The following is a 21338-nucleotide window of genomic DNA, read 5'->3' on the forward strand; positions in this document are numbered from 1 at the left end:
ATTATTAAAATTCGTGACTTTTATTGACTGGCAGCGAATGGATGACTGTCTGAGGTTCTGGTGTTCGTTTTCGGCTGATCATAACTGGCAACAAAAGTATCAAAATGATGGTGGTATTTACGGCAACGAAGAACACCATGATGAGGGCGTAAACCGCGAGTAAAAGACTTTTTCTGTTGTCATCGATACTGCGAAAACAAAATTTGATGAAAAGAAAGTAGCCTCCAAACAGAAACGCAATGCCGAGCAAACCATATTCGATGGCGGTATCGAGCACAAAGTTGTGGGTGTAAATCGCTAATTCATCGTAGTTGAAGTAATCGATCATAAAGTTGGGCAGCATTTTGGCGCCCACTCCTAAAATAGGATGCTGCGTTAAGATATCCATGCCGTTTGCGAGTAGCAGCTTACGATGCAAGTTGGACACCCATCGCGCTTCACTTTGGTTGGCAAACAAAATGTCTTCTTGAGTGATCTCCAGTTTATCGGCAAGAGCATCAAAACCGACGTAGAGCGTGGTAGAGACTGTTCCAATAACCACAAATGCCAACGCCAAGAGAAGCATCCATGTATAGGTTTCACTGATGGTTTTTCGCATCCAGTTTTTAATAAAAATCTGATCGAGAAAAAACAGTAAACAAAAGCCCAGCAGAGCTTTTCGTTCTTGAGATAACACGAGTAGCGCAAATGCAACTAGCATCAAAAAAGGGAACAGGCGAATTTTGTCGCGATACAAATAGAGTAGCGAGCACAACACTCCAAATCCGTATTTACTGACCCCGAGTAATTTAAATCCGCTTTGATAGCCTTGGGCGAAGTGCCATGCTGCGACTAGAGCACAGATGATAAAAAGTAGGTAGGTGAAATAGACCATCACTCGCTCATCATCAAATGCTCCGTAAGCGTAAAGTAAGCTCAGTAGACAAAGAATGGCTAGCCACTGAACGGTTTCGATCAATAGTGGGGCCAAAGGTACTCTGTTCAACAAACCATTGATAAATACATATCCAGTAAACAGCACCAAGAATCCGATACATGGATGCAACAGTTGCTTTGCTCTTCCTTCTAAAATGATCAAGGCGATTAAGCCAACAGAAAGCAAACTTGCGATATCGGAAGGCGCAAGTGCCACGCCACCTACAGCGAATTTCACTGGGACAAAAAACAGTGCCAGAGTAATGGCTGCAAGGAGTGGAACGGTATTACTTATCGGTACAGAGCTGTTGGTAGATTCCATAATAGCCCTCTCGAAATTTGTCGATGGTGTAGAGTTTGGCTCGGTTGACGGAATAATGACTTGCCGAATTGTAAAGAGCCGCGTCTTCGCAAAGCTCTGCAACCTTTTGTGCAAGCCGATTGCTATCACCGACTTCGAACAGATATTCTGAGCTGCCGGTAACCTCATCTAATCCCGGAACATCGGACGCGAGTACGGGCAAACCTGCTGCCATCGCTTCTACGGCGGCGAGCCCAAATCCTTCAACGTGGGAAGATTGCACGTAGATATCCATATCGCTGAGAAAGAGAGGGATATCGGATACGACTCCGTGAAAATGCACGCGAGGTGAAACGTTTAACGATTGAGTGAGTCGTTGAAGCGAGGCTTTTCTGTCTCCATCTCCGGCAAGGTGTAAGTGGTAGCACTCAGGCAGTTTTGCGATGGCGTGAATTAACGTTTCGTGATCTTTGTGTTCATGTAGTCGGCCAACCATGCCAATGTTGATGGTTGCTTTCTCGCTGAGATCGTGGGCTTGTTTAGCCGCCATCGGGAAGCGATTTAAGTCGACGCCGTTATGTACAACTCGATACTTGTGTTGGTACCGAGGCATGAACTTCACCAATTCTTCTTGAACTTTTTCACTGATGCTAACGGTATAGTGGTGACCCCAATAGAGGACATATTCTATGAACTTAAACAGAGGGTAATCTCTGCGTCGGTTGTAAGAGCAGTGTTCTGTTTGAATGCGTTTTTTCCCGATCGAAAGCAGCGCTAGGTAAATAGACGGATACAGGTGTCCGTGAACGAGATCTGGCCAGCGTAGTAGTGACCATTTTCCCGATAGAGACAGTGTCTGCCAGTTAAAGCATTGGATTCCCTGTGCGGAGAGTTGTTCCAAATAGTCGTTCTCAGCACACAACACGAGGATCTTGATTTCATACTCGGGATTATGCTCGAGCACCAAGTCCACTAAGAACTTTTGCGCCCCACCATTTTGAGATAGGTCGTTGATGATGTGTAAAATTTTCGTCTTCATCATTGCGCCATTTGATACTTTTGTTTGAGTTCGGAAATTTCACTTGAAGTAAAAAAGTGGGTCGTCAATTGGGATGACAACATTTCCTCAATAAACTCAGGTTTAGGTTGATAGCTGTTTTTGAACTCATTGATCAGCGAGGAGTACCATTTGTTGTTTGATTGGTTGTCGTGGACCACATCAACTGGATAGCCGAGAAACTCGCCAACGGTAGCTGGTGATTGCTTCAGCTTGTCACTTCGAATTACGAGCAGAGAAAAGTTGCCTTGTTGGTAGGTTTGGCAACCAGCTTCATGATCGAACGGTTTATTGAACACGTCGATCCCTGTTAGCGTTTTGATTTCATTATCAAACCACTCCAAAGGGTAGTGGTGATTCATGTGCTCTTCGAAAGCTTCTTGCAACAATTGCGGACGCTCAGAGCGAATTGCACTGTCATCATTTAGGTATTTTTCTGCCATCCAGAAAGGTAAAGATTGAAAGAACATCGAGATATTTCTACCAATCGGCTCTCTCACCAATGAGATAATGCGCACGTCTTGTTTACGTTTGAGCATGTGGCTCATAATGCTTCGCTTGAGCAGACGTTTTACATAATGCTTGTTTGGTTGATGCAGCTTCGCTCTCACTGGAGAGATCTGCTTGTTTGCATCAATCGACATAAGGTCATGCAAATGAATCGAGTTAGGAATCGACTTTTCTAACGCACTCGAGCCGACTTTACCCATTTGATATATCAGCACTGGGCGTTCTTGGCTTTTTAATATCTGATACCAAGACGCATGTTGATTAGTAGGCGTATTTCTGGACATATAAAGTCTCTCCTTCCTTAGCTTTTGCTTGAGTGATAAGCACGCCAAGAGACGGTATCGAGTGTTGTATTTGTTTAGATAGCGCGACATTAACCAGTGATGCTTTGGTGGACTCGGAACGAATCACTGTGATGAGTCCGTTCGCATATTGGCCTAAGATGAGCGCATCACTGACCGACAGCAGTGGTGGTGTATCGATGATGATGCGATCGTATTTATCTTGAAAATGGTCCAGTAGTTTTTTGAAGCGATTGGATGCCAGCAACTCTTGTGGGTTGGGTGGAATCAGCCCAGCAGGTAGTACATCTAAATTGGCATCATCGATGCGAACGATACAATCTTTTATTGCGGTATCCATCGTCAATATGTTGGTTAAACCTGGCTGGGACTCAGGAATATTGAATCGTTTGGCTAAAGATGGACGACGCAAGTCGCAGTCGATAATCAACACTTTCTCCATAGTCGAGAAGGACACCGCCATATTGATGCTGGTGGAGGTTTTGCCTTCCTCTGGAATCGCTGAAGTAAAAGGTAAGATCTTTTGCTTAGTGTTGGTCAGCCTTAATAGCAACGACGTTCGAACAGAGCGACAAGCTTCGCTAAAGAGTTTTTCATCTTTATCTAAGTAGGCGGTATAACTTACCCCATTTTTTCGCAGGGTACGTTTTTTCACCATTGGGATAACCCCCAAGCATGTCACGCCTAGCTTATCTTGAACATCGTTTGAAGTGCGGATGACTTCTCGCAACGTTTCTAAAATGATCACCAATGCACAAGCGATAGCAAAACCGAAGAATGTGGCGATAAGCACCAGTTTCATTCGTTGTGGCGCGACAGGAAACAGTGGAATGATCGCTTTATCAGTAAAGCGAGCGGTCACATTTTTGTAATCGCTAGTAGCGCTGGTTTCTTTTTCTCGATTTAAGAAAGCTTCGTAAAGATCTTTGTTTGACTCTACTTCTCGTTTCAATTGCTCATAGCGCGCCTTTTGCGAACCCAATGATTGGAAATCTGATTTTTTTCTGTCCAGTTCTTCGCGCAACATGTCTTCTTGAGCTTTCGCTGCAAGTAAGTCTTGTTGCTTACTAAAAGAGATTTCGCGAATCAATTGCTGAGTTCGCTCTTGAATAGAGGCGAGTTGCGCTTTCGCTTGGACCATTCGATCGTGTTTTGGTCCATAACGTTGCGCCAGTTCAGAAACGTTCTTCGCAGCTTGGGCTTCTGAAAGTTTTAAATCACGAATCTGAGCTTGATTGGCAAACTCGTCAATGGACAGCAGGCTATCAAGATTCTGAGACGATTTTCTTTTTAGTAGTTGGATTAGGGTTTGCGCTTCGATGCGCTTATTGACAGCGGTATTGAGTTTACGGTTAAGCTCTTCTAGTTCGTTGGCGTAGATATCGTCGATGCCGTTGATATCAATCAGGCCTTCTTTGAGCAAAAACTCTTGCAAAGCATGCTCTGATTTTTTTAAGCGCTCTTCGAGTTTTTGAGAGTTATTAGTCAGCCATGTTGCTGCATTTTGAGTCACTACGAGCTTGGCTTCGAAGTTGGCATCAATATAGGCCTGACCAACCGCGTTCGCGACTCTTGTTGCTAACTTTGGATCGGCAGAACGAAAGCTAATGCGCACTAACTGTGTGTTTCGAACAGGTTCAATTTCTAGCTTTCTTTTGAAGGCTTGAAGTGCTTGATAGTAAGACTCAGAGTATTGTGAAGTCTCTTTTGGGCTAGGAGAGACATTCAATAAATCTTGTACTAACGGGACTGCTTTGATGTCGTCGATTTTTTGTTTTAGTCCACCGGAGCTCGTAAATTCAGGGTGTTGAGTTAAATTCAGTTCATTAATGACTTTGTCGGCAATGTGGTTGGATTTCAGAATAGCGATTTGTGTTTGAAAGTACTCTTTCTTGGTCGTATCTACGCCGTACACTTCTTCAATCGATAGCGCACTTTTTTGCTCTTCTTGAATCAATAACGTTGCTGTTGCTTGGTAAATGGATGTTTTGGAGTAGATGTACCAAGTGCACGTCAATGAGAATATAAGCGTGAACGCAGCAATGCTAAGCCAGTTTTTTTTCAGCGTTTTAAAGTGATGGCCAAAACGAATCAGTTCCACTTTGTTCATCTGGAAATTGTTGGGATGAGTTCCGTTCATTTGATTACCTGTCACTAGAAGAAGCTCTGATCAATAAAGACAATGTCACCTGGTTCAACCGTGCGCTGCATACTTACGCCTTCTACGGTTTTGCCAGTTTTGTGTTTGGTTAAGTTAATGCTTTTACGTGAAGCTCTATCGGTGAGCCCGCCAGCTAGTGCGATGGCTTTTTCTATCGTCAGTCCTGGTCGATACTCAAATCCTCCGGGTTTACGAACTTCGCCATTGACGTAAAACAAACGGAAGTAATTGATTGTCACCATGACTTTCGGGTTGATTAGATAGTCACCTTTTAAGCCCGTTTCGATTTCGTACTTGAGCTGTTTTGGCGTTTTATTTATCGCTTTGATTCGTCCAAGGTAAGGGTAATCAAAGTAACCATCTGACGTGATGAGGATGTTTTTAATAGAAAGATCTTCCTCCCCGTAAACTTGCACTGAAATAGTGTCGCCAGTATCGAGTAGGTAATCTTGTTCGTTTGAATTTGCGCTAACAAAAGTACTGAAAAGTAGCAGAGCTAGGCCAATTAACTTGAATAATGGATTCATTAACATTCCTTGTTACAACGAAAATTGCGCGCTTAAAGTCCAGACATTTTGGTCGTAGCTATAACCTGAACGATTGGATGTTTTGTCTTGATATTGCCAATCCGCTTTCAATTGAATCCAGCGTCTAATTTGATAATCAACGCCAGCGGAAAGGGTATATCGTTCGTCGTTTCTCGTGATGCCGGTGTAATCATCTTCTTGATAAATGCCACCTAAACGAGTGGCTAAATAGCTGTTCCAATCGTGTTTGATATCTAGGCGATAACGAGTCTGTAAGTTGTAGTCACCATCTTGGTCAGGGTTGACGGCTGCTTGGGTAGTTTTGACCGTCACCAACGTTTGCTCTTGTGGTAGCCATTCAAATCCGATATCCCAGCTAAAGCCTTTGAAGGTTTCTCGTTGTTCACTATCAAAGTCTTTAACTTGATAGCCAAGCCTTGCGATACCTTGGGTTTTCCCCGATATTTCCCACTCAGCACCGGTGTAGTAAAAACCGGTGTCGCTGTCTTTTGATGCAGCGCGAGGGTTTTTATTAAGGTACTCGGTGAAGACTTGTTTCGTCCCAACTAACCAATAGGTTTTAGGAGTCGCTCTAAGGTAAAACTCAACGTGAGCGTTTGGAGCGCGGAAGTTGTTGTACTTAGTTTTTGCGTTGGGCTTGCTAGGTAAACCGTTACGATAATTTTGGTAAGTTTTATCTCTGTAGCCTAAGCCAAATTCGAATCGTCCTTTCGCACCAGTAGAGCCAAACACGTAGTTGGTTTTCAAATCATTACGGTAAAACTCGATAGGTGAATCGAGAAGGTTACCTTGTCCTTCAGTGATGTCTTCACCGCGGATTTCATGCAATGCCTGAAAACGATAATCCACGACTAAACGATGACGATGATTGAATTCAAAAAAATTGGTGAACTGAAAGGTATGGTCATCGTAATCATTCTTATCGTCCGAAGAAAAGCCCGCTTTTAGCTTGTACTGAATATCTGCGCGATATTGATTGCGCTCGATACGTGCCAACAAGCTAGGCTCTAGTCCCCAAATGTTTACGGATTCTATATCTTGAGATTTTTCCGCTTTGTTTATGTTGTCGTCGCCTTCGTAGAAGGCTTTGACCAATGGGATAAACTCAATGCCAGATTCAGTTTGATACGCCATTGGCTCTGCTAATGCAGCTGTTGAACAAAGGGCAAGCGCAAGTGCTGGAGTTATTGTTTTCATCATCGCCGCCTTAGTACGCATTGGAGCCAGTAAAGCCTTTGAACACGGTAAGGAAGATGATTTTGATGTCCATCCAAACCGACCAATGATGGATGTAATCCAAATCAAACTCGACGCGTTTTTCCATCTTATCGAGCGTGTCGGTTTCGCCGCGATAGCCGTTGATTTGAGCCCAACCTGTAATGCCTGGTTTTACTTTGTGGCGCAACATGTAGCGGGCGACAATCTGACGATATTCTTCGTTGTGCGCAACGGCATGAGGACGAGGGCCAACGATCGACATAGTGCCTTGTAATACGTTGATAAACTGCGGCAGTTCGTCTAATGAGGTGCGACGTAGAAAACCGCCAAACGGAGTAATACGAGGGTCGTTTTTCGTAGCTTGTTTGATGTTTGGCCCTTGATCCATCGTCGTCATCGAGCGGAACTTCCAAACTTCGATTTTTCGACCATCCAAACCATAACGATGCTGCTTAAATATTACAGGGCCTTTTGACGTCAACTTAATACCGATGGCGATAGCAAGCAGGATTGGTGATATCAACACTAAGATAATGCTAGAGAACAAAATGTCTTCGAAGCGTTTAATCCAGGATGAAACGCCAGCAAAAGGCGTATCGAACACGCTGAGAGTTTGAACTTGACCAATTTGATCCCAGCGAGAATGGAGCAGGTTGTAAGTAAAGAAATCCGGGATCAGATAAGTGTTCGCTGTGGTGTCGGAGAACTGGTTCAGGATGGAAGCAATGCGCTCTTTAGCATGCATTGGCATCGCAATGTATACGTAATCGACCTCACCTCGTTTTGCCCGTTCTAACGCTTGGTTTACCGCGCCTTTGATTGGGTATTCGGAGCTAGGCAATCTGTCGCTAGAGCGTTCGTCATAGAAGCCGTCAAATAGAACACCATGCTCGGTGTGGTTTTGAATCTCGTTGGCAAGGGTAATGCCGTGAGGGGTCTGACCGATGATGATAGCGGTGCGTGTGTTGAAGCCCATTTTTCGCAAATAGGCCAAAACGGTACGAAAGGTTACTCGCCACGCCAACAGTAATGCCGGCGTAATAGTAACCCATAACGCTAAGATACTGCGGTCAAACAAAGGGTAAACTTCGGAAAAGTAAAGCACCATGAAAAGTAGGGCGCTTGTCATTAACCACGATATGCAAACAATGAACATTTGCTCTCTAAACGAGCTTGTCCGCCATGAGCGATATAGGTTGCCGCTCTCCGCCATAAACAAAAATGAAATACCCCCGACGAAGGACAAGATGACGTAGTCCTTATCCATCGAGGTATTTGTGTCTTTCAATACTAGGAGCAGCATAAAGGTGACAATGACAGCAAGATCTGAGAGGCGATATAAAAAAGCGAACTCCATCTCATAAGAACGAATTAGTCCTTTGTGTTTCATGACCTAGTTTCCCTTCTAGCACGCTACCGCCATTGGGGTGATTGCCCAATAGCCGTGTCGCGAACGTTTTAATTGATGAGCAGAGACATTTCTATGAATGTTTCTGAATTTCTGTAACGCATAAATTCGAAGGTAAGTTTAAAAATTCGCGTTGTTTAGGTAAGTGGAAATAAGAATGAAATTTAGACCTTTGGCTAAGTTTTGCTGTTTAGGAAAAAGCTGGTACTTGCTAAGCAGGGATGAGGAAAAGTATTAAGAAGCGAGTTTGATTATAAAAACTAAGGTTTAATTTCTTGATGGTCTAACGGATGACTTATTTACAGGGAAGTTAATGATTTAGTCTTGGGTGCGGAGTATGAGTGATGAGTCCAGCGAGCGAGTGATGTCGGTCATTTATGTGGTTTTGATACAAAAAATCCCTCTCAGGAGAGAGGGATTTATAACAACTATAGGTGAATAATTTATTCGAAATCTACGCCATTTTCTTTAAATAGACGTTTACAAGCACGACCATCACTATGGAATAGGTGACAACGGTGAGCAGGAATACCGATTTCCAATTTATCGCCCGTGTCGACAGCTAGCGTGTCTGGTTGACGACAGATCACATCCGCGTCTGCGCCTTCTAGGTTTAGGTATACCTGAGTTTCGTTACCAAGCTTCTCTACGATCATCACTTCACCGTGAATGGTTGCGTCAGCTTCGGTTGCTGAAAGTAGGTGCTCTGGGCGAATACCCAAAGACATACGGTCGCCACGGTTAACGGTTGTACCATCTACAGGAATCCAGAATGATACGCCGTTAGATAGCTGAACTTTAACGCGTTCTGATTCTACTTCATCGATGAACACGCTCATGAAGTTCATTTTTGGAGAACCGATGAAACCAGCCACAAAGCGGTTCTGTGGGTAGTGGTAAAGTTCAAGAGGTTTGCCAACTTGAGAGACGTAACCACCATCTAGTACGACGATTTTATCCGCCATGGTCATTGCTTCAACCTGATCGTGTGTAACGTAGATCATGGTGCAGCCAAGTTGACGTTGTAGTTTGGTAATTTGCGCACGCATGTTTACACGTAGCGCGGCATCTAGGTTAGACAAAGGTTCATCTAGAAGGAATACGTTTGGTTGCGATACCAGTGTACGACCGATAGCCACACGTTGACGCTGACCACCTGAAAGTGCTTTCGGTTGACGCTCAAGCAAGTGACCCAGTTGTAGGATTTCTGCTGCGTGTTCAACACGTTTGTCGATTTCTGCCTTGTCTGCTTTAGCCAGTTTTAGACCAAATGACATGTTGTCGTATAGGTTTAGGTGTGGGTATAGAGCGTAAGACTGGAAAACCATACCAACACCACGTTTGGATGGTTCGACGTCATTCATGCGCTGGTCACCAATATACAAATCACCTGAAGTAATGTCTTCAAGACCGGCAATGCAACGTAGAAGGGTAGATTTACCACAACCAGATGGACCTACGAAAACAACAAATTCACCTTCGTCAATCTGTAGGTCTACGTTTTTAGAAATCAGTACGTCGCCATACGCTTTACAAACATTTTTTAACGTGACACTCGCCATGTAGCTCGTCCTCGATCAATTTTTTTATTATTCACCGCTCATCATTATATGAATTATCTAGCGAGCAGTAACAGTAGGAATCGGTAAGTTATTGCGGTTGGTAAGAAAAGTAGGGTAGCACTTCAATGAAATGTCCTAAATAGAAGTGCTACCCATCATAGCCAAGTACGAGTTTCTCTCCCCCACATTATTCGTGTTGTCTCCCCCGTGAAATAATTACCACAAACAACACCAATAATGACATTCCACTCGTCTGGCAATGCAAAACCAGCAAATCTTTTTACCTAGCTAATAGGCACTGCTGGGAAAGGGTTCTTACCATCCACTCTTGGATGAATGCAGTTTCTAAGATTGTGCTATCTGCTACATCCTCCTAATCGAAATAATTGTAGGGGGAGTAGATGGGGAGGAGTAAAAAAGGAGGAGTAATGAAGCAGTTGGGCGGAAATCACATTATTGCACCGCCTAAAGTTGAAACCGATCACAGGAAGTATCCATTTTGTGATTTGAGTCTCTTACCCTTGGCGATTTAGATCACGAAAATACGTCATAATTGTAAGGGCGTAGGGATTAGGAGGATGAGACATATTGGATTATTTCAGATGATATATGTCGAAATACGGCTGAACCTCAATGGACTAGCCCTACATCAAAAATATAAAAAGGATACGAATATGAAAAAGTTAAGCGCTGTAGCACTAGGTACTCTTGTTGCTTTGGGTTCTTTTGGTGCTAATGCTGCCATCGAAGAAGGACAACTTACTATCTGGATCAACGGCGACAAAGGCTACAACGGCCTTGCTGAAGTTGGTAAGAAGTTCGAAGAAGACACTGGTATCAAAGTAACAGTGGCTCACCCAGACGGCCTTCAAGATAAATTCCCTCAAACTGCAGCAACAGGTGATGGCCCTGATATCGTATTCTGGGCTCACGACCGTTTCGGTGGCTACGCAGAAGCTGGCCTACTAGCAGAAATCAAACCTTCTAAAGCAATCCAAGAAGGCATCGTTGACTTTGCATGGGATGCAGTACGTTACGACGGCAAACTGATTGGCTACCCTGTTGCGGTTGAGTCTCTATCTCTGATCTACAACAAAGACCTAGTTCCAAACCCACCAAAATCTTGGGAAGAAGTTGCAGCGCTAGATGCAAAACTTAAAAAAGACGGCAAGTCTGCAATCATGTGGAACCTAAAAGAACCGTACTTCACTTGGCCTCTAATGGCTGCTGACGGTGGTTACGCGTTCAAATACACTTCTGAAGGTTACGACGTTAAAGACGCAGGTATCGCGAAAGAAGGCGTGAAAGACGCGATGAACTTCGTGAAAGGCTTGGTAGACAAAGGCGTTATCTCTGCGGATATGGACTACTCAGTTTCTGAGTCTGCGTTCAACCAAGGTAAAGCTGCGATGACTATCAACGGTCCATGGTCTTGGGGCAACATCGAGAAGTCTGGCATCAACTACGGCGTAACAACACTACCTAAGTTCCAAGGTCAGTCTTCTAAGCCATTCGTTGGTGTACTAACTGCTGGTATCAGCACTGCGTCTCCAAACAAAGACCTAGCGGTTGAATTCCTAGAGAACTACCTACTAACAAACGATGGCCTACGTATGGTTAACAACGACAAGCCTCTAGGTGCGGTAGCGCTTAACTCGTTCCAACGTGAGCTAGATTCAGATACTCGTATCGCTGCGACAATGGACAATGCGATGAACGGCGAAATCATGCCAAACATTCCTCAAATGAACGCATTCTGGGGTGCGGCTAAGAACGCAATCATCAACGTTGTTGACGGTCGTCAAACTGTAGATGCAGCTCTTGCAGATGCAGAAAAACAAATGACTAAATAATTCAGTAATACTTTTTTAAGGAGGGGGCAACTCCTCCTTACTTTTCTATATTTATTCTATATTCGCTAGCAGGTTCCCTATGCAGTCAGTTCAAGGTACAAATGCTATGACAGCACCAGAAGCCAGCCTTCCGAGCAGCAAAAAAGTGTTCATCAAATGGTCACTTTTAGGCACCGTCGGCATTCTCAATGGCTACGCAACAATCCTAATGTATTCTCGCGGTGAGATTGCGTTTGCACTACTTACGATCATTCTTACCGCTTTAGCGTTGTTCATTTTCGGTAGTAAAAAGACGTACGCACACCGTTACATTTACCCTGGTATTGCAGGGATGATTTTGTTCATCCTTTTCCCTTTGGCATATACCATCGGTTTAGCGTTTACTAACTACAGCGCGAAAAACCAACTCTCATTTGATCGTGCTCAGAGCGTCCTGTTAGACAGAACTTACCAAAGTGGTGATAGCTATCCATTCACTTTGTACAACACCGAGCAGGGCCACCAAATTGTGGTTGAGAAAGATGGCGAGCTACTAGCAACTCCTGTTTTCCAACTTCAAGGCTTCTCAGAGACAGACTTAGACCTAGCGCCTATTACAGAGGCGGCAGGCGATAAAGAGCCAATCAAAACCATCGTGAAGAACCGCACTGCGCTAAGTAGCGTTGACCTGCATCTTCCGAACGGTGACGATATCCGTATGAGCGGCTTGCGTAAGTTCGCAGCAGTGGTTCCGCTCTACACGTTGCAAGATGACGGCGAAACCCTTTACAACAACCGTACCCAAGAAACACTGCGTCCAAATATGGAAGTGGGTTACTACCAACCAGTGGATGAAAACGGTCAGTTTGTTGGCAGCACCGTGTCTCCAGGTTTCGTGGTGAACATTGGAACGCACAACTTTGAACGTGTGTGGAAAGATGATGGCATCAAAGAACCATTCATCAGCATCTTTATCTGGACTATTGTTTTCTCTGCGCTAACCGTAGTCTGCACATTGGTTATTGGCTTAGTGTTAGCAAGTGTTGTTCAGTGGGAAGCGTTGAAAGGTCGTTCAATCTACCGACTACTACTGATTCTGCCTTATGCGGTACCGGCGTTTATTTCTATTCTGATCTTCAAAGGTTTGTTCAACCAGAGCTTTGGTGAGATCAACATGCTTCTGGAAGGTTTGTTTGGTATCAGCCCGGCATGGTTCTCGGACCCATTCATGGCAAAAACCATGATCCTGATTGTGAACACGTGGCTAGGCTTCCCTTACATGATGATTCTATGTATGGGTCTGCTAAAAGCGATTCCTGATGATCTTTATGAAGCATCGGCTATCGATGGTGCGAACTTCATCACCAACTTCACGCGTATCACAATGCCGATGATGCTGAAACCGCTGACTCCGCTATTGATTGCAAGCTTTGCTTTTAACTTCAACAACTTTGTACTTATCCAGTTGTTGACAGGTGGTGGTCCAAACATGATCGGTACATCAGAACCTGCGGGTTACACAGACCTATTGGTAAGTTACACCTACCGAATCGCATTCGAAGGTGCGGGCGGCCAAGATTTCGGTCTAGCAAGTGCAGTAGCAACACTTATCTTCCTATTGGTTGGCGCGTTGGCACTTATCAACCTACGTGTAACTAAAGTAGCTCAAGACTAAGGAGAGATTACAATGGCAATGGTACAAGGTAAGTCATTAAAGTATCGTGTTTGGGCTACTCATATTGCTATGTGGGCATTCTTAGCACTGATTATTTTCCCATTATTGATGATCATCGCGATTTCGTTCCGTGAAGGTAACTTCGCAACGGGTAGCTTGATCCCAGACAACCCAACGCTTGACCACTGGAAGTTAGCGCTTGGTTTCTCAATTACGAACGCAGATGGCACCGTAACACCACCTCCATTCCCAGTAATGACGTGGTTGTGGAACTCGGTAAAAGTTGGTGGCATCTCTGCAATCTTGATTGTGGCGCTGTCTACAACATCGGCTTACGCGTTTGCGCGTATGAAGTTCAAAGGTAAGAACACCATCCTCAAAGCGATGATGATCTTCCAAATGTTCCCTGCGGTATTGGCATTGGTTGCTCTATACGCGTTGTTCGACAAACTTGGTCAGTACATTCCTTTCCTTGGTTTGAATACGCACGGCGGTCTGATCTTCGCTTACTTAGGTGGTATCGCACTGCACGTATGGACGATTAAAGGCTACTTCGAAAGTATTGACTCGTCTTTAGAAGAAGCGGCTGCTCTTGATGGCGCAACACCATGGCAAGCATTCCGTTTGGTATTACTGCCACTGTCAGTGCCAATCCTAGCGGTAGTATTCATCTTGTCGTTCATCATGGTAATTGGTGAAGTTCCTGTAGCATCACTACTACTTTCTGATGTAGACTCGTACACACTTGCAGTAGGTATGCAGCAATACCTATATCCACAAAACTACTTGTGGGGTGACTTTGCTGCTGCTGCAGTTCTATCAGCAGTGCCAATCACTGCAGTATTCTTACTTGCTCAACGCTGGTTGGTTGGTGGTCTAACCGCTGGTGGTGTGAAAGGATAATCTCAAGTGGTCTGAGATTGACAAGAATAACTAGAAAAGGGCGACCATATGGTCGCCCTTATATTTAGCATCGATATTACACTTTTGGTTTGGCCGCCGATCAGTAATATCCTGCTTCTATTGGCGTTACGCATAGCTGGCTGTTAGCTTAGTTCCTTACGATTCAATCACTAACAGTTTTTGTAACCATAACCTGAGTCTTGACTCAGGTTTTTTTATGCTTAATAAACACACAAAGAGTAGCGGCTTTGCAATGGATTACACAGGGACGCCGAGGTGCCCTGCGAATCACTTCACATAAATACCTGAGATGGCGGGAAAGTATGAGATTTAGGTCTTACTAATGTGCGGTGTCGTGGACGTATCTACGAGTAAGGACGTCAGTTTTAACGAGGTGAAGACGGGAAATGCCGAGGTGCTTAAAACTCGCGGCTAGACGGCGCGCAGCCAACGTATTGTAGCAGTGTATACAAGCTCTCTTGTTGTAGCGCTACGCGACGAAACAGGTTGGCAAAGGTGGTATCGCCGCCGAAACAGGTCTGAATATAATGGTTAATTTCCGATTCGTTATAACCCTCGACGTACATGGTCCTTACCCATTGATATTCGACCGCTTTCAAATTGGTCAACGTCTCTTCACTTAAGGTTGTTTGCTTTAGTCTCAAGATCCAAACTCTATATAGCTCCAAAATACAGGGTGGATTTAAGCAAAACAAGGTGACGGAATTATGACAATGTGTCGCGAGTGTGAAGCAAATGGCCGAAGCATGACATTGCTTCACACTCTGAGTTGGAAAGTGGGGTAAAGAGGGGCTTTCGAAGCAGGAAAATTACTTAAGATATTTAACGTGCGCTTCCATCTCTTCGCCAATTTCTTTACGCATATTCATTAAGCGAATAGCCGATTGCTCTAGAGCCTTGTCTTCATCAGATTCAGGAATCCACTTCGGTACATCGGTAGGTTTACCGCTTTCATCTACGGCTACCATAATCACGATACAGTGCGTAGTTAAACGATTTTTCATCTGTTTTGGATCACTAGCTTGAACATCAATGGCGATGTGCATTGAGCTTCGACCGGTGTAAATGACTTTCGCGCTGACTTCCACAAGGTTGCCAACATGAATAGGTGCAACAAAACGAATCCCACCCGCGTAGGCAGTAATGCAGTATTTTCCACTCCAAGCGGCACTGCATGCATAAGCGGCTAAGTCGATCCATTTCATTACAGCGCCGCCGTGAACCTTTCCGCCAAAATTAACGTCGCCAGGTTCAGCTAAAAAACGAAGGGTAATATCTCTTTGACCACTGCTCATCTGTCATTCCTTTGTGAGTTATTGTTCTGACAATGTAGCAGCAAGCGTTTGTGACGGGAATAGGGCGAGCAACAAAACATTAACTTTTGTTTGAGGTGTTGATACCAAAAAGCCACGGCTCTACTCCGTGGCTTTTCTCTTTGTTGTTAGGCGGAAGTTGATGGTAGCTCTTGGCCTGCAAGAGTTTGCTTCTTCCGTACTTTTATCTGCGACAGAATCACGCCGGAGATAACCATCAAGCCGCCGATAATATGGTACACATGAATTTCTTCACCGAGCAGTGTTGACGCTAAGGCGACAGAGACCACAGGCATTAAGTTCATGAACATGGCGCTGGAGTCTGCACCAATCAAATCTATTGCTTTTACCCACATCAATGGAGCGAAAATAGACGCTGCGATACCAGCATAAGCGATCAGTGGAAGCGCCTCTTGGCTAGGAAGCAGTTGTTCGCTTGAAAGCCACAGTGGAGTCAGCATGATGACAGAGAAGAAGCCTTGCATGTAAACCAATGTTAGGCTGTTAAATGGCATCTTCCAACGCTTTAAAAGCACACAGTATGCGGCATAAACTAACGCGGCCAGTAACATTAAGCTGTCGCCTTGCGTCATATCTTGATGCAAGAAGTAGGTGACGTCACCGTGCCCAAGCATGAATGCTAAACCACCAAGTGAAATTACCCCTCCGACAATGCTCAACATAGAAACCGATTTACCCAATAGAGGGACGCTTAAAAACACGCTGATCAAAGGCACTAATGACGTAATTAACGCCATGTTTGAAGCCGTTGTAGTTAAGCCTGCGTAGTAGCCTAACGACTGGTTAAGTACCATGCCGAGTAGGGCTAAAAATGCCAGTTTAGTAAGGTATGGACGAATTACATGACGCTGTTTGATTACGGCTGGCAAGCAAAATGGCGTTAGAAGAACCATCGCAACAAACCAACGATAGAAGCTCATTGCGCTAGGTTCAATCGTGCTTGCCGCCATTTTGTTTACGATAGAATTTCCACCCCAAATCATGACAGTAAAAAACGGAAGCAAATAAACCATGAGAACCTCATCGCACAATAATTGATGGCGCTAGTCTGACAGGTCTTTATAATGAAAAGTATCTCTTAAAAGACATCGTAAGCGATAGGAAGACAATTTTGAAAAAGAGTGCGAGAAATCTTCATCCTTCATTATCAATTGATCGTGCGCCATCGGATGTTTTTATGAATTTTGAAGCGTTTCTTTCCAACACGGAAACCCGGATTCATAGCCATCCTTGGGGGCAAGTGCAGCTGATCAGCGGTGGGATTTTGGAAATGGATGCGGAGGACACACGATTTTTAGCGCCACCTCATTTGGCAATTTGGGTGCCAGCGGGCATTCGTCATACCAGCTACAACCGAAAACCAATCGAATATTGCTCATTGAATATTGCTCCAGAGCTGACGGCGCATTTTCCAACCAAAACCAGTTTAATTAAAGTCACCCCCATCGTTTCTGCCATCATTGAGGACTTTCGTCAGCGTGACATTAACGTCGCGCAGAGTGATGAAGACAAACGTTTGGTGCGAGTGTTGTTGGATCAACTGGCGAAACAAGAAGTGGAACATCACTTTTTACCGACAACCGACAACAAATATCTTCAGCCAATCTTAAAAGCGGTAGAAGAATCGCCAACCGATGAAATCAGCTTGGCGGAGTGGGCGGCAAAAGTGCATACCACAGAGCGCACGTTAGCGAGACATTGCCAGAGTGAGTTAGGAATGAGCTTTACTGAGTGGCGTTTACGTGTGCGGTATTTGCACTCGATGGAGTTGCTACGCAAAGGGCAAACCGTAAAAGAAGTCGCGCTGACGTTAGGTTACAATCAAGCCAGCCCTTTTATCGCGATGTTTAAGAAATACTCCGGCATGACACCGGAGCAATATAAGAATCGCTTGTTATAGCTGAGCGAGGACGTAATCCAGACCACCCACAACAGCAGCGACTTGTGCATCATTGCACTCTTCGTCCGTTACTTTCGGGCTGTCTGGGTAAACTTCTGTGGTGGTGCCGTAAACGCAATTTGTTACGCTGCCACACAGACCCAGTTTCACCATTGGGTAGTTGATAACGCCAAATTGTACGACTGGTGAACCAATGATCTCGCCGTGTTCATCTGCTGGTGCAATGTGAGTCACTTTTGCAACCGATTCAATGACTGCTTTTTGGAAGTCAGGTTGAGGGTTTTCAGTATCTCCCACGGTGTAAAAGCCATCTGGGATCATACCTTCAATGTACTCAATACCATCACGAGCGGCTAAGGCAGGACGGAACTCAGTTTCGTCAGAATCTGTTGTCTCGTGCAAATCAATGTGCATTAACACGTCGCCCAATGTCGATACGAGCTTGATCAAGTTGGCTGACTCTTCCGCTGGGCTATCTGCATAGAAAGAGCGGTTTGGATCAATCGCGTTTGGATTCCAACGGTTGATCACTTCGTAACCCCAAGGGCTTACGCAGGGTGCCACTACAATATTGAAGTGCTCTGCGTAATGCTCTGCTTCTGTTTCTACGAATTTTAGCGCGCCGTGTACGCCGCTGGTCTCGTAGCCATGCACTCCGCCAGTTACAAGAACAATCGGTTTTGCTGAGTCCCAGTTGCGTGTTTTGATGCAAAACAGTGGGAAGCGAGCTTGGTCGTAAGAAAGTGCACCATATTGTTCTACATCGAAACGGTCACGTAGCGCATCAATTTTGCTGACTACTTCTTCTTGGTAGCTGCGTTTTACTTCGCGCTGTGCGAGCCACGCTTTACGTTCTGCTTCTCCCCAAGGTTGGCCTGGGGTACCGATTGGGTAAGAGTATCCGCTTTTCATCTATACTTTTTCTTTTGTGTGCTGAAAGGTATGACAAGACTAGACCTGTCTTATCTTATCGGCAATACAAAACACCAATTGTGACGGTATTCTTTGCAAAATCATCACTTTGCCAAGGGGTTTAATGGTGTTACATTTTGTTACTTACTCAATTTCATATAAGAGATAAAAAATGGCTGGAGCAAGTTTACTCACACTGTTGGATGATATTGCCGCGGTATTGGATGATGTTGCGTTGATGTCAAAAATGGCGGCAAAGAAAACCGCAGGTGTATTGGGTGATGATTTAGCGTTAAACGCTCAGCAGGTCTCGGGTGTCGCATCTGAGCGAGAAATTCCAGTAGTTTGGGCGGTGGCCAAAGGTTCATTTAAAAACAAACTGATTTTGGTGCCTTCTGCCTTATTGATTAGCGCAATTATTCCTTGGTTGATCATGCCATTGCTGCTAATCGGCGGTTTGTTTCTCTGTTTTGAAGGGGCTGAAAAAGTACTCGAAAAACTGTTTCCACACTCACATCCCCATGAAGAAAAAGAAGAGCTTGTGGATACGGACGAGTCGTTAGAGGATTACGAAAAGCGAAAAGTTGCAGGTGCGATTCGAACTGATTTTATTCTCTCAGCGGAAATTATTGTGATTGCGTTGGGCACCGTGACTGGGGCGAGTCTTGTGACGCAAATCTTAGTGGTGAGCTTAATTGCAGTCATCATGACCATTGGTGTTTATGGCTTAGTAGCAGGCATCGTGAAATTGGATGACTTGGGCTTCTACCTTGAAATTCGCTCAAAAGGTAAGGGCTGGATGGCGAAAGTTGGCAGTGCTTTAGTTGCTTTTGCACCAAAGCTCATGAAGTTGTTAACGATTGTAGGAACTGCTGCAATGTTTTTAGTTGGTGGTGGGATTGTAGTGCACAACGTACCCGCCATTCACCACTTTGTAGAACCGATTATTATGAACTTTAGTGGTCATTCGGTTGCTACAGCGATTCTGCCTATTTTGCTTAACGGCATTATCGGTTTTGTCGCGGGTTTGATTGTGGTTGCTGTATGGGCGGTGGTAGAAAAGCTTCGCGGTAAATAATCCACATATCAAATGAAAAAGGGCCATGCTGTCTCTAATGCGGAGAACGTCAGGCCCTTTTTTATGCACGTTATTTACGTTAAGCGATTACTTCACTTTCCACTCAATTTGTTCGTTTGCACGAATAGGCACAACGATGTCATTGCCAAATGGCATGGATTCAGGAACATCCCAAGCCGATTTTTCTAGCGTCACCGTATCTGCGTTGCGTGCAATACCGTAAAAATCAGGACCGTTGAAGCTTGCGAACGCTTCCAAGTTTTCCAACTTGCCTTCTTTTTCAAAGACTTCTGCATAAAGTTCTAGCGCCGCGTGCGCAGTGTAAGAACCTGCACAACCGCAAGCCGATTCTTTCGCGCCTTTTGCATGCGGAGCGGAGTCGGTACCTAGGAAAAACTTCTTGCTACCACTGGTTGCGGCTTCGATTAGCGCTTGCTGGTGGGTGTTGCGCTTTAGAATCGGTAAGCAGTAAAAATGAGGCTTAATGCCACCGACAAGCATGTGATTGCGGTTGAAAAGAAGGTGGTGAGCAGTAATGGTAGCGGCAACATTATCAGACGCGTTGTTAACGAACTGTGCTGCGTCGGCGGTGGTGATATGTTCTAGAACGATTTTAAGATTAGGGAAGTCATTAACGATAGGAGCGAGGACGGTATCAAGGAATTCTTTTTCTCGGTCGAAGATATCAACGTGGTGATGAGTGACTTCTCCATGAACCAAGAGCAACATCCCGACTTCTTCCATGGCTTCGAGAACGTGGTAAATGTTCTTCGCATCGGTCACACCAGAATCTGAGTTAGTCGTTGCTCCTGCTGGGTAAAGCTTCGCTGCGACAATTTTACCGGTTGCTTTTGCTGCGCGAATCTCTTCTGGCGTGGTGTTATCGGTTAGGTAAAGCGCCATCAGAGGTTCGAATTGTTCGCCGTGCTGCTCTTTCAGAATTCGATCGCGGTAGGCAAGTGCCATTTCGGTATTGGTAACAGGTGGGACGGTGTTTGGCATGATCAGCACGCGGCCATTGTAGCGGCTGATATCGCGAACGGTGTCTTTTAGAACTTCACCATCGCGTAAGTGAACGTGCCAGTCGTCAGGACGAGTAATAGTCAGTGTTGTCATTAATTGCTCCCACCATTGAAAAGTTGTCTGATTGGAGCCTAAACGCTGCATTTGCCTTTTGGAGCAAACGCTTGCGCTTAGGCGACAGGATGATAGAGGAATTGCCCTCACATTTCATCCCATTTTTCACTTTTCTACAGAGTAGGAGTGTAAGTGGTTACTTCATCGTTAACCAAAGTGCGTGAATCGTACCTGGTAGGAAGAAGAAGAAAGTTAGGATCAAGTTGATGAAGAAGTCTTTATTCAGACCTTTTTCCATGTAAACCGCTACCGGTGGAAGAAAGATACACAGCAAAATTAGAATCAGTTTTTTTGTATCCATGGGTAAAGCTCCAAGTCAATGAATGGATGTCGTCAAAAATATGGCGCATTATGTGTTTCGTGTCACACTTTATCAAATGGTATTTGGTCAGAGCAGTGTTAAAAAATGTGAATTCTGAGTGTAGTAAAGGCATCTCAGTAAATCCAAGCCGTTTTCTCTCTTAAAGGTTTGATTTTGGGATAAATGCTAATGCGTGAATCTGCATCTTAATGTCATTTAGGTATACAATACTGCAACAATTAAAGATCACCCGTAGGAAGAAG

General features: G+C 44.6%; 19 protein-coding genes. 5 read left to right on the forward strand and 14 right to left on the reverse strand.

The window, feature by feature from the left end; translation table 11 throughout:
- Window positions 1–4: 4 nt before the first annotated feature.
- The 8 genes from UF05_RS06295 to malK form a co-directional block, all read right to left on the reverse strand.
- A complete protein-coding gene (locus UF05_RS06295; RefSeq protein ID WP_025623937.1) occupies window positions 5–1237 on the reverse strand; it encodes an O-antigen ligase family protein in 1233 nt (410 codons plus the stop codon).
- Window positions 1203–2255, reverse strand: a complete 1053-nt coding sequence (locus UF05_RS06300) for a glycosyltransferase (RefSeq protein WP_045545872.1) — start codon at window positions 2253–2255, stop codon at window positions 1203–1205. Before UF05_RS06300 ends, UF05_RS06295 begins: the two co-directional genes overlap by 35 nt.
- Window positions 2255–3067: a putative capsular polysaccharide synthesis family protein gene (locus UF05_RS06305; RefSeq protein ID WP_045545871.1), complete on the reverse strand. Its 813-nt coding sequence runs from the start codon at window positions 3065–3067 to the stop codon at window positions 2255–2257. The genes UF05_RS06300 and UF05_RS06305 overlap by 1 nt, the downstream gene beginning before the upstream one ends.
- A complete protein-coding gene (locus UF05_RS06310) occupies window positions 3045–5225 on the reverse strand; it encodes a GumC family protein (RefSeq protein ID WP_005478105.1) in 2181 nt (726 codons plus the stop codon). Before UF05_RS06310 ends, UF05_RS06305 begins: the two co-directional genes overlap by 23 nt.
- A 14-nt stretch (window positions 5226–5239) precedes the next feature.
- Window positions 5240–5773, reverse strand: coding sequence for a polysaccharide biosynthesis/export family protein (locus UF05_RS06315; RefSeq protein WP_005463089.1), 534 nt, complete (start codon window positions 5771–5773; stop codon window positions 5240–5242).
- A 12-nt stretch (window positions 5774–5785) separates the two neighbouring features.
- Window positions 5786–7012 (reverse strand): outer membrane beta-barrel protein, encoded by a 1227-nt coding sequence (locus tag UF05_RS06320; RefSeq protein WP_045545870.1) that lies wholly within the window; start codon window positions 7010–7012, stop codon window positions 5786–5788.
- On the reverse strand, window positions 7002–8402 hold the full coding sequence (locus tag UF05_RS06325) for an undecaprenyl-phosphate glucose phosphotransferase (protein WP_005463092.1): 1401 nt from the start codon (window positions 8400–8402) through the stop codon (window positions 7002–7004). The genes UF05_RS06320 and UF05_RS06325 overlap by 11 nt, the downstream gene beginning before the upstream one ends.
- 461 nt (window positions 8403–8863) lie before the next feature.
- A complete protein-coding gene (malK, locus tag UF05_RS06330; protein ID WP_045545869.1) occupies window positions 8864–9982 on the reverse strand; it encodes a maltose/maltodextrin ABC transporter ATP-binding protein MalK in 1119 nt (372 codons plus the stop codon).
- 674 nt (window positions 9983–10656) lie between these two features.
- Here malK and malE point away from each other — a divergent pair.
- The 3 genes from malE to malG all read left to right on the forward strand — a co-directional run bounded on the left by malE (window position 10657) and on the right by malG (window position 14392).
- Entirely contained in the window at window positions 10657–11835 is a 1179-nt protein-coding gene (gene malE, locus UF05_RS06335) for a maltose/maltodextrin ABC transporter substrate-binding protein MalE (protein ID WP_005463104.1), read from the forward strand.
- A gap of 79 nt (window positions 11836–11914) precedes the next feature.
- The gene (malF, locus tag UF05_RS06340) at window positions 11915–13489 is read left to right on the forward strand and encodes a maltose ABC transporter permease MalF (protein ID WP_021484018.1); all 1575 of its coding nucleotides are present in this window, start codon (window positions 11915–11917) and stop codon (window positions 13487–13489) included.
- 12 nt (window positions 13490–13501) lie between these two features.
- Entirely contained in the window at window positions 13502–14392 is an 891-nt protein-coding gene (gene malG / locus UF05_RS06345; protein WP_005463109.1) for a maltose ABC transporter permease MalG, read from the forward strand.
- Window positions 14393–14811: 419 nt separating this feature from the next.
- Here the strand turns inward: malG and UF05_RS06350 are convergent, their stop codons facing one another.
- From UF05_RS06350 to UF05_RS06360, 3 genes are all read right to left on the reverse strand, one after another.
- Window positions 14812–15057, reverse strand: coding sequence for a hypothetical protein (locus tag UF05_RS06350; protein ID WP_017447309.1), 246 nt, complete (start codon window positions 15055–15057; stop codon window positions 14812–14814).
- Window positions 15058–15222: 165 nt separating this feature from the next.
- Complete coding sequence (locus tag UF05_RS06355) at window positions 15223–15708, reverse strand: acyl-CoA thioesterase (RefSeq protein WP_005499665.1); 486 nt, start codon at window positions 15706–15708, stop codon at window positions 15223–15225.
- A gap of 146 nt (window positions 15709–15854) precedes the next feature.
- Window positions 15855–16760 (reverse strand): DMT family transporter, encoded by a 906-nt coding sequence (locus tag UF05_RS06360; RefSeq protein ID WP_020842378.1) that lies wholly within the window; start codon window positions 16758–16760, stop codon window positions 15855–15857.
- 98 nt (window positions 16761–16858) lie between these two features.
- Between UF05_RS06360 and UF05_RS06365 the strand changes: the two genes are divergently transcribed.
- Window positions 16859–17647 carry an AraC family transcriptional regulator gene (locus tag UF05_RS06365; protein ID WP_017447919.1) on the forward strand — a complete coding sequence of 263 codons (789 nt, stop codon included), beginning with the start codon at window positions 16859–16861 and terminating at the stop codon, window positions 17645–17647.
- Here UF05_RS06365 and UF05_RS06370 read toward each other — a convergent pair.
- Complete coding sequence (locus tag UF05_RS06370) at window positions 17642–18559, reverse strand: M14 family metallopeptidase (protein WP_045545868.1); 918 nt, start codon at window positions 18557–18559, stop codon at window positions 17642–17644. The genes UF05_RS06365 and UF05_RS06370 overlap by 6 nt on opposite strands.
- Before the next feature lie 172 nt (window positions 18560–18731).
- Between UF05_RS06370 and UF05_RS06375 the strand changes: the two genes are divergently transcribed.
- The gene (locus UF05_RS06375) at window positions 18732–19637 is read left to right on the forward strand and encodes a DUF808 domain-containing protein (protein ID WP_020842376.1); all 906 of its coding nucleotides are present in this window, start codon (window positions 18732–18734) and stop codon (window positions 19635–19637) included.
- An 87-nt stretch (window positions 19638–19724) separates the two neighbouring features.
- Here UF05_RS06375 and pyrC read toward each other — a convergent pair whose 3' ends face one another.
- Window positions 19725–20753 (reverse strand): dihydroorotase, encoded by a 1029-nt coding sequence (pyrC, locus tag UF05_RS06380; RefSeq protein ID WP_045545867.1) that lies wholly within the window; start codon window positions 20751–20753, stop codon window positions 19725–19727.
- 157 nt (window positions 20754–20910) lie between these two features.
- Window positions 20911–21075, reverse strand: a complete 165-nt coding sequence (locus UF05_RS24150) for a YqaE/Pmp3 family membrane protein (protein WP_005480188.1) — start codon at window positions 21073–21075, stop codon at window positions 20911–20913.
- Window positions 21076–21338 lie beyond the last annotated feature (263 nt).

This window comes from Vibrio sp. S457-15 (assembly GCF_000960545.1).
In the GTDB taxonomy this organism is placed as follows: Bacteria; Pseudomonadota; Gammaproteobacteria; order Enterobacterales; family Vibrionaceae; genus Vibrio; species Vibrio parahaemolyticus.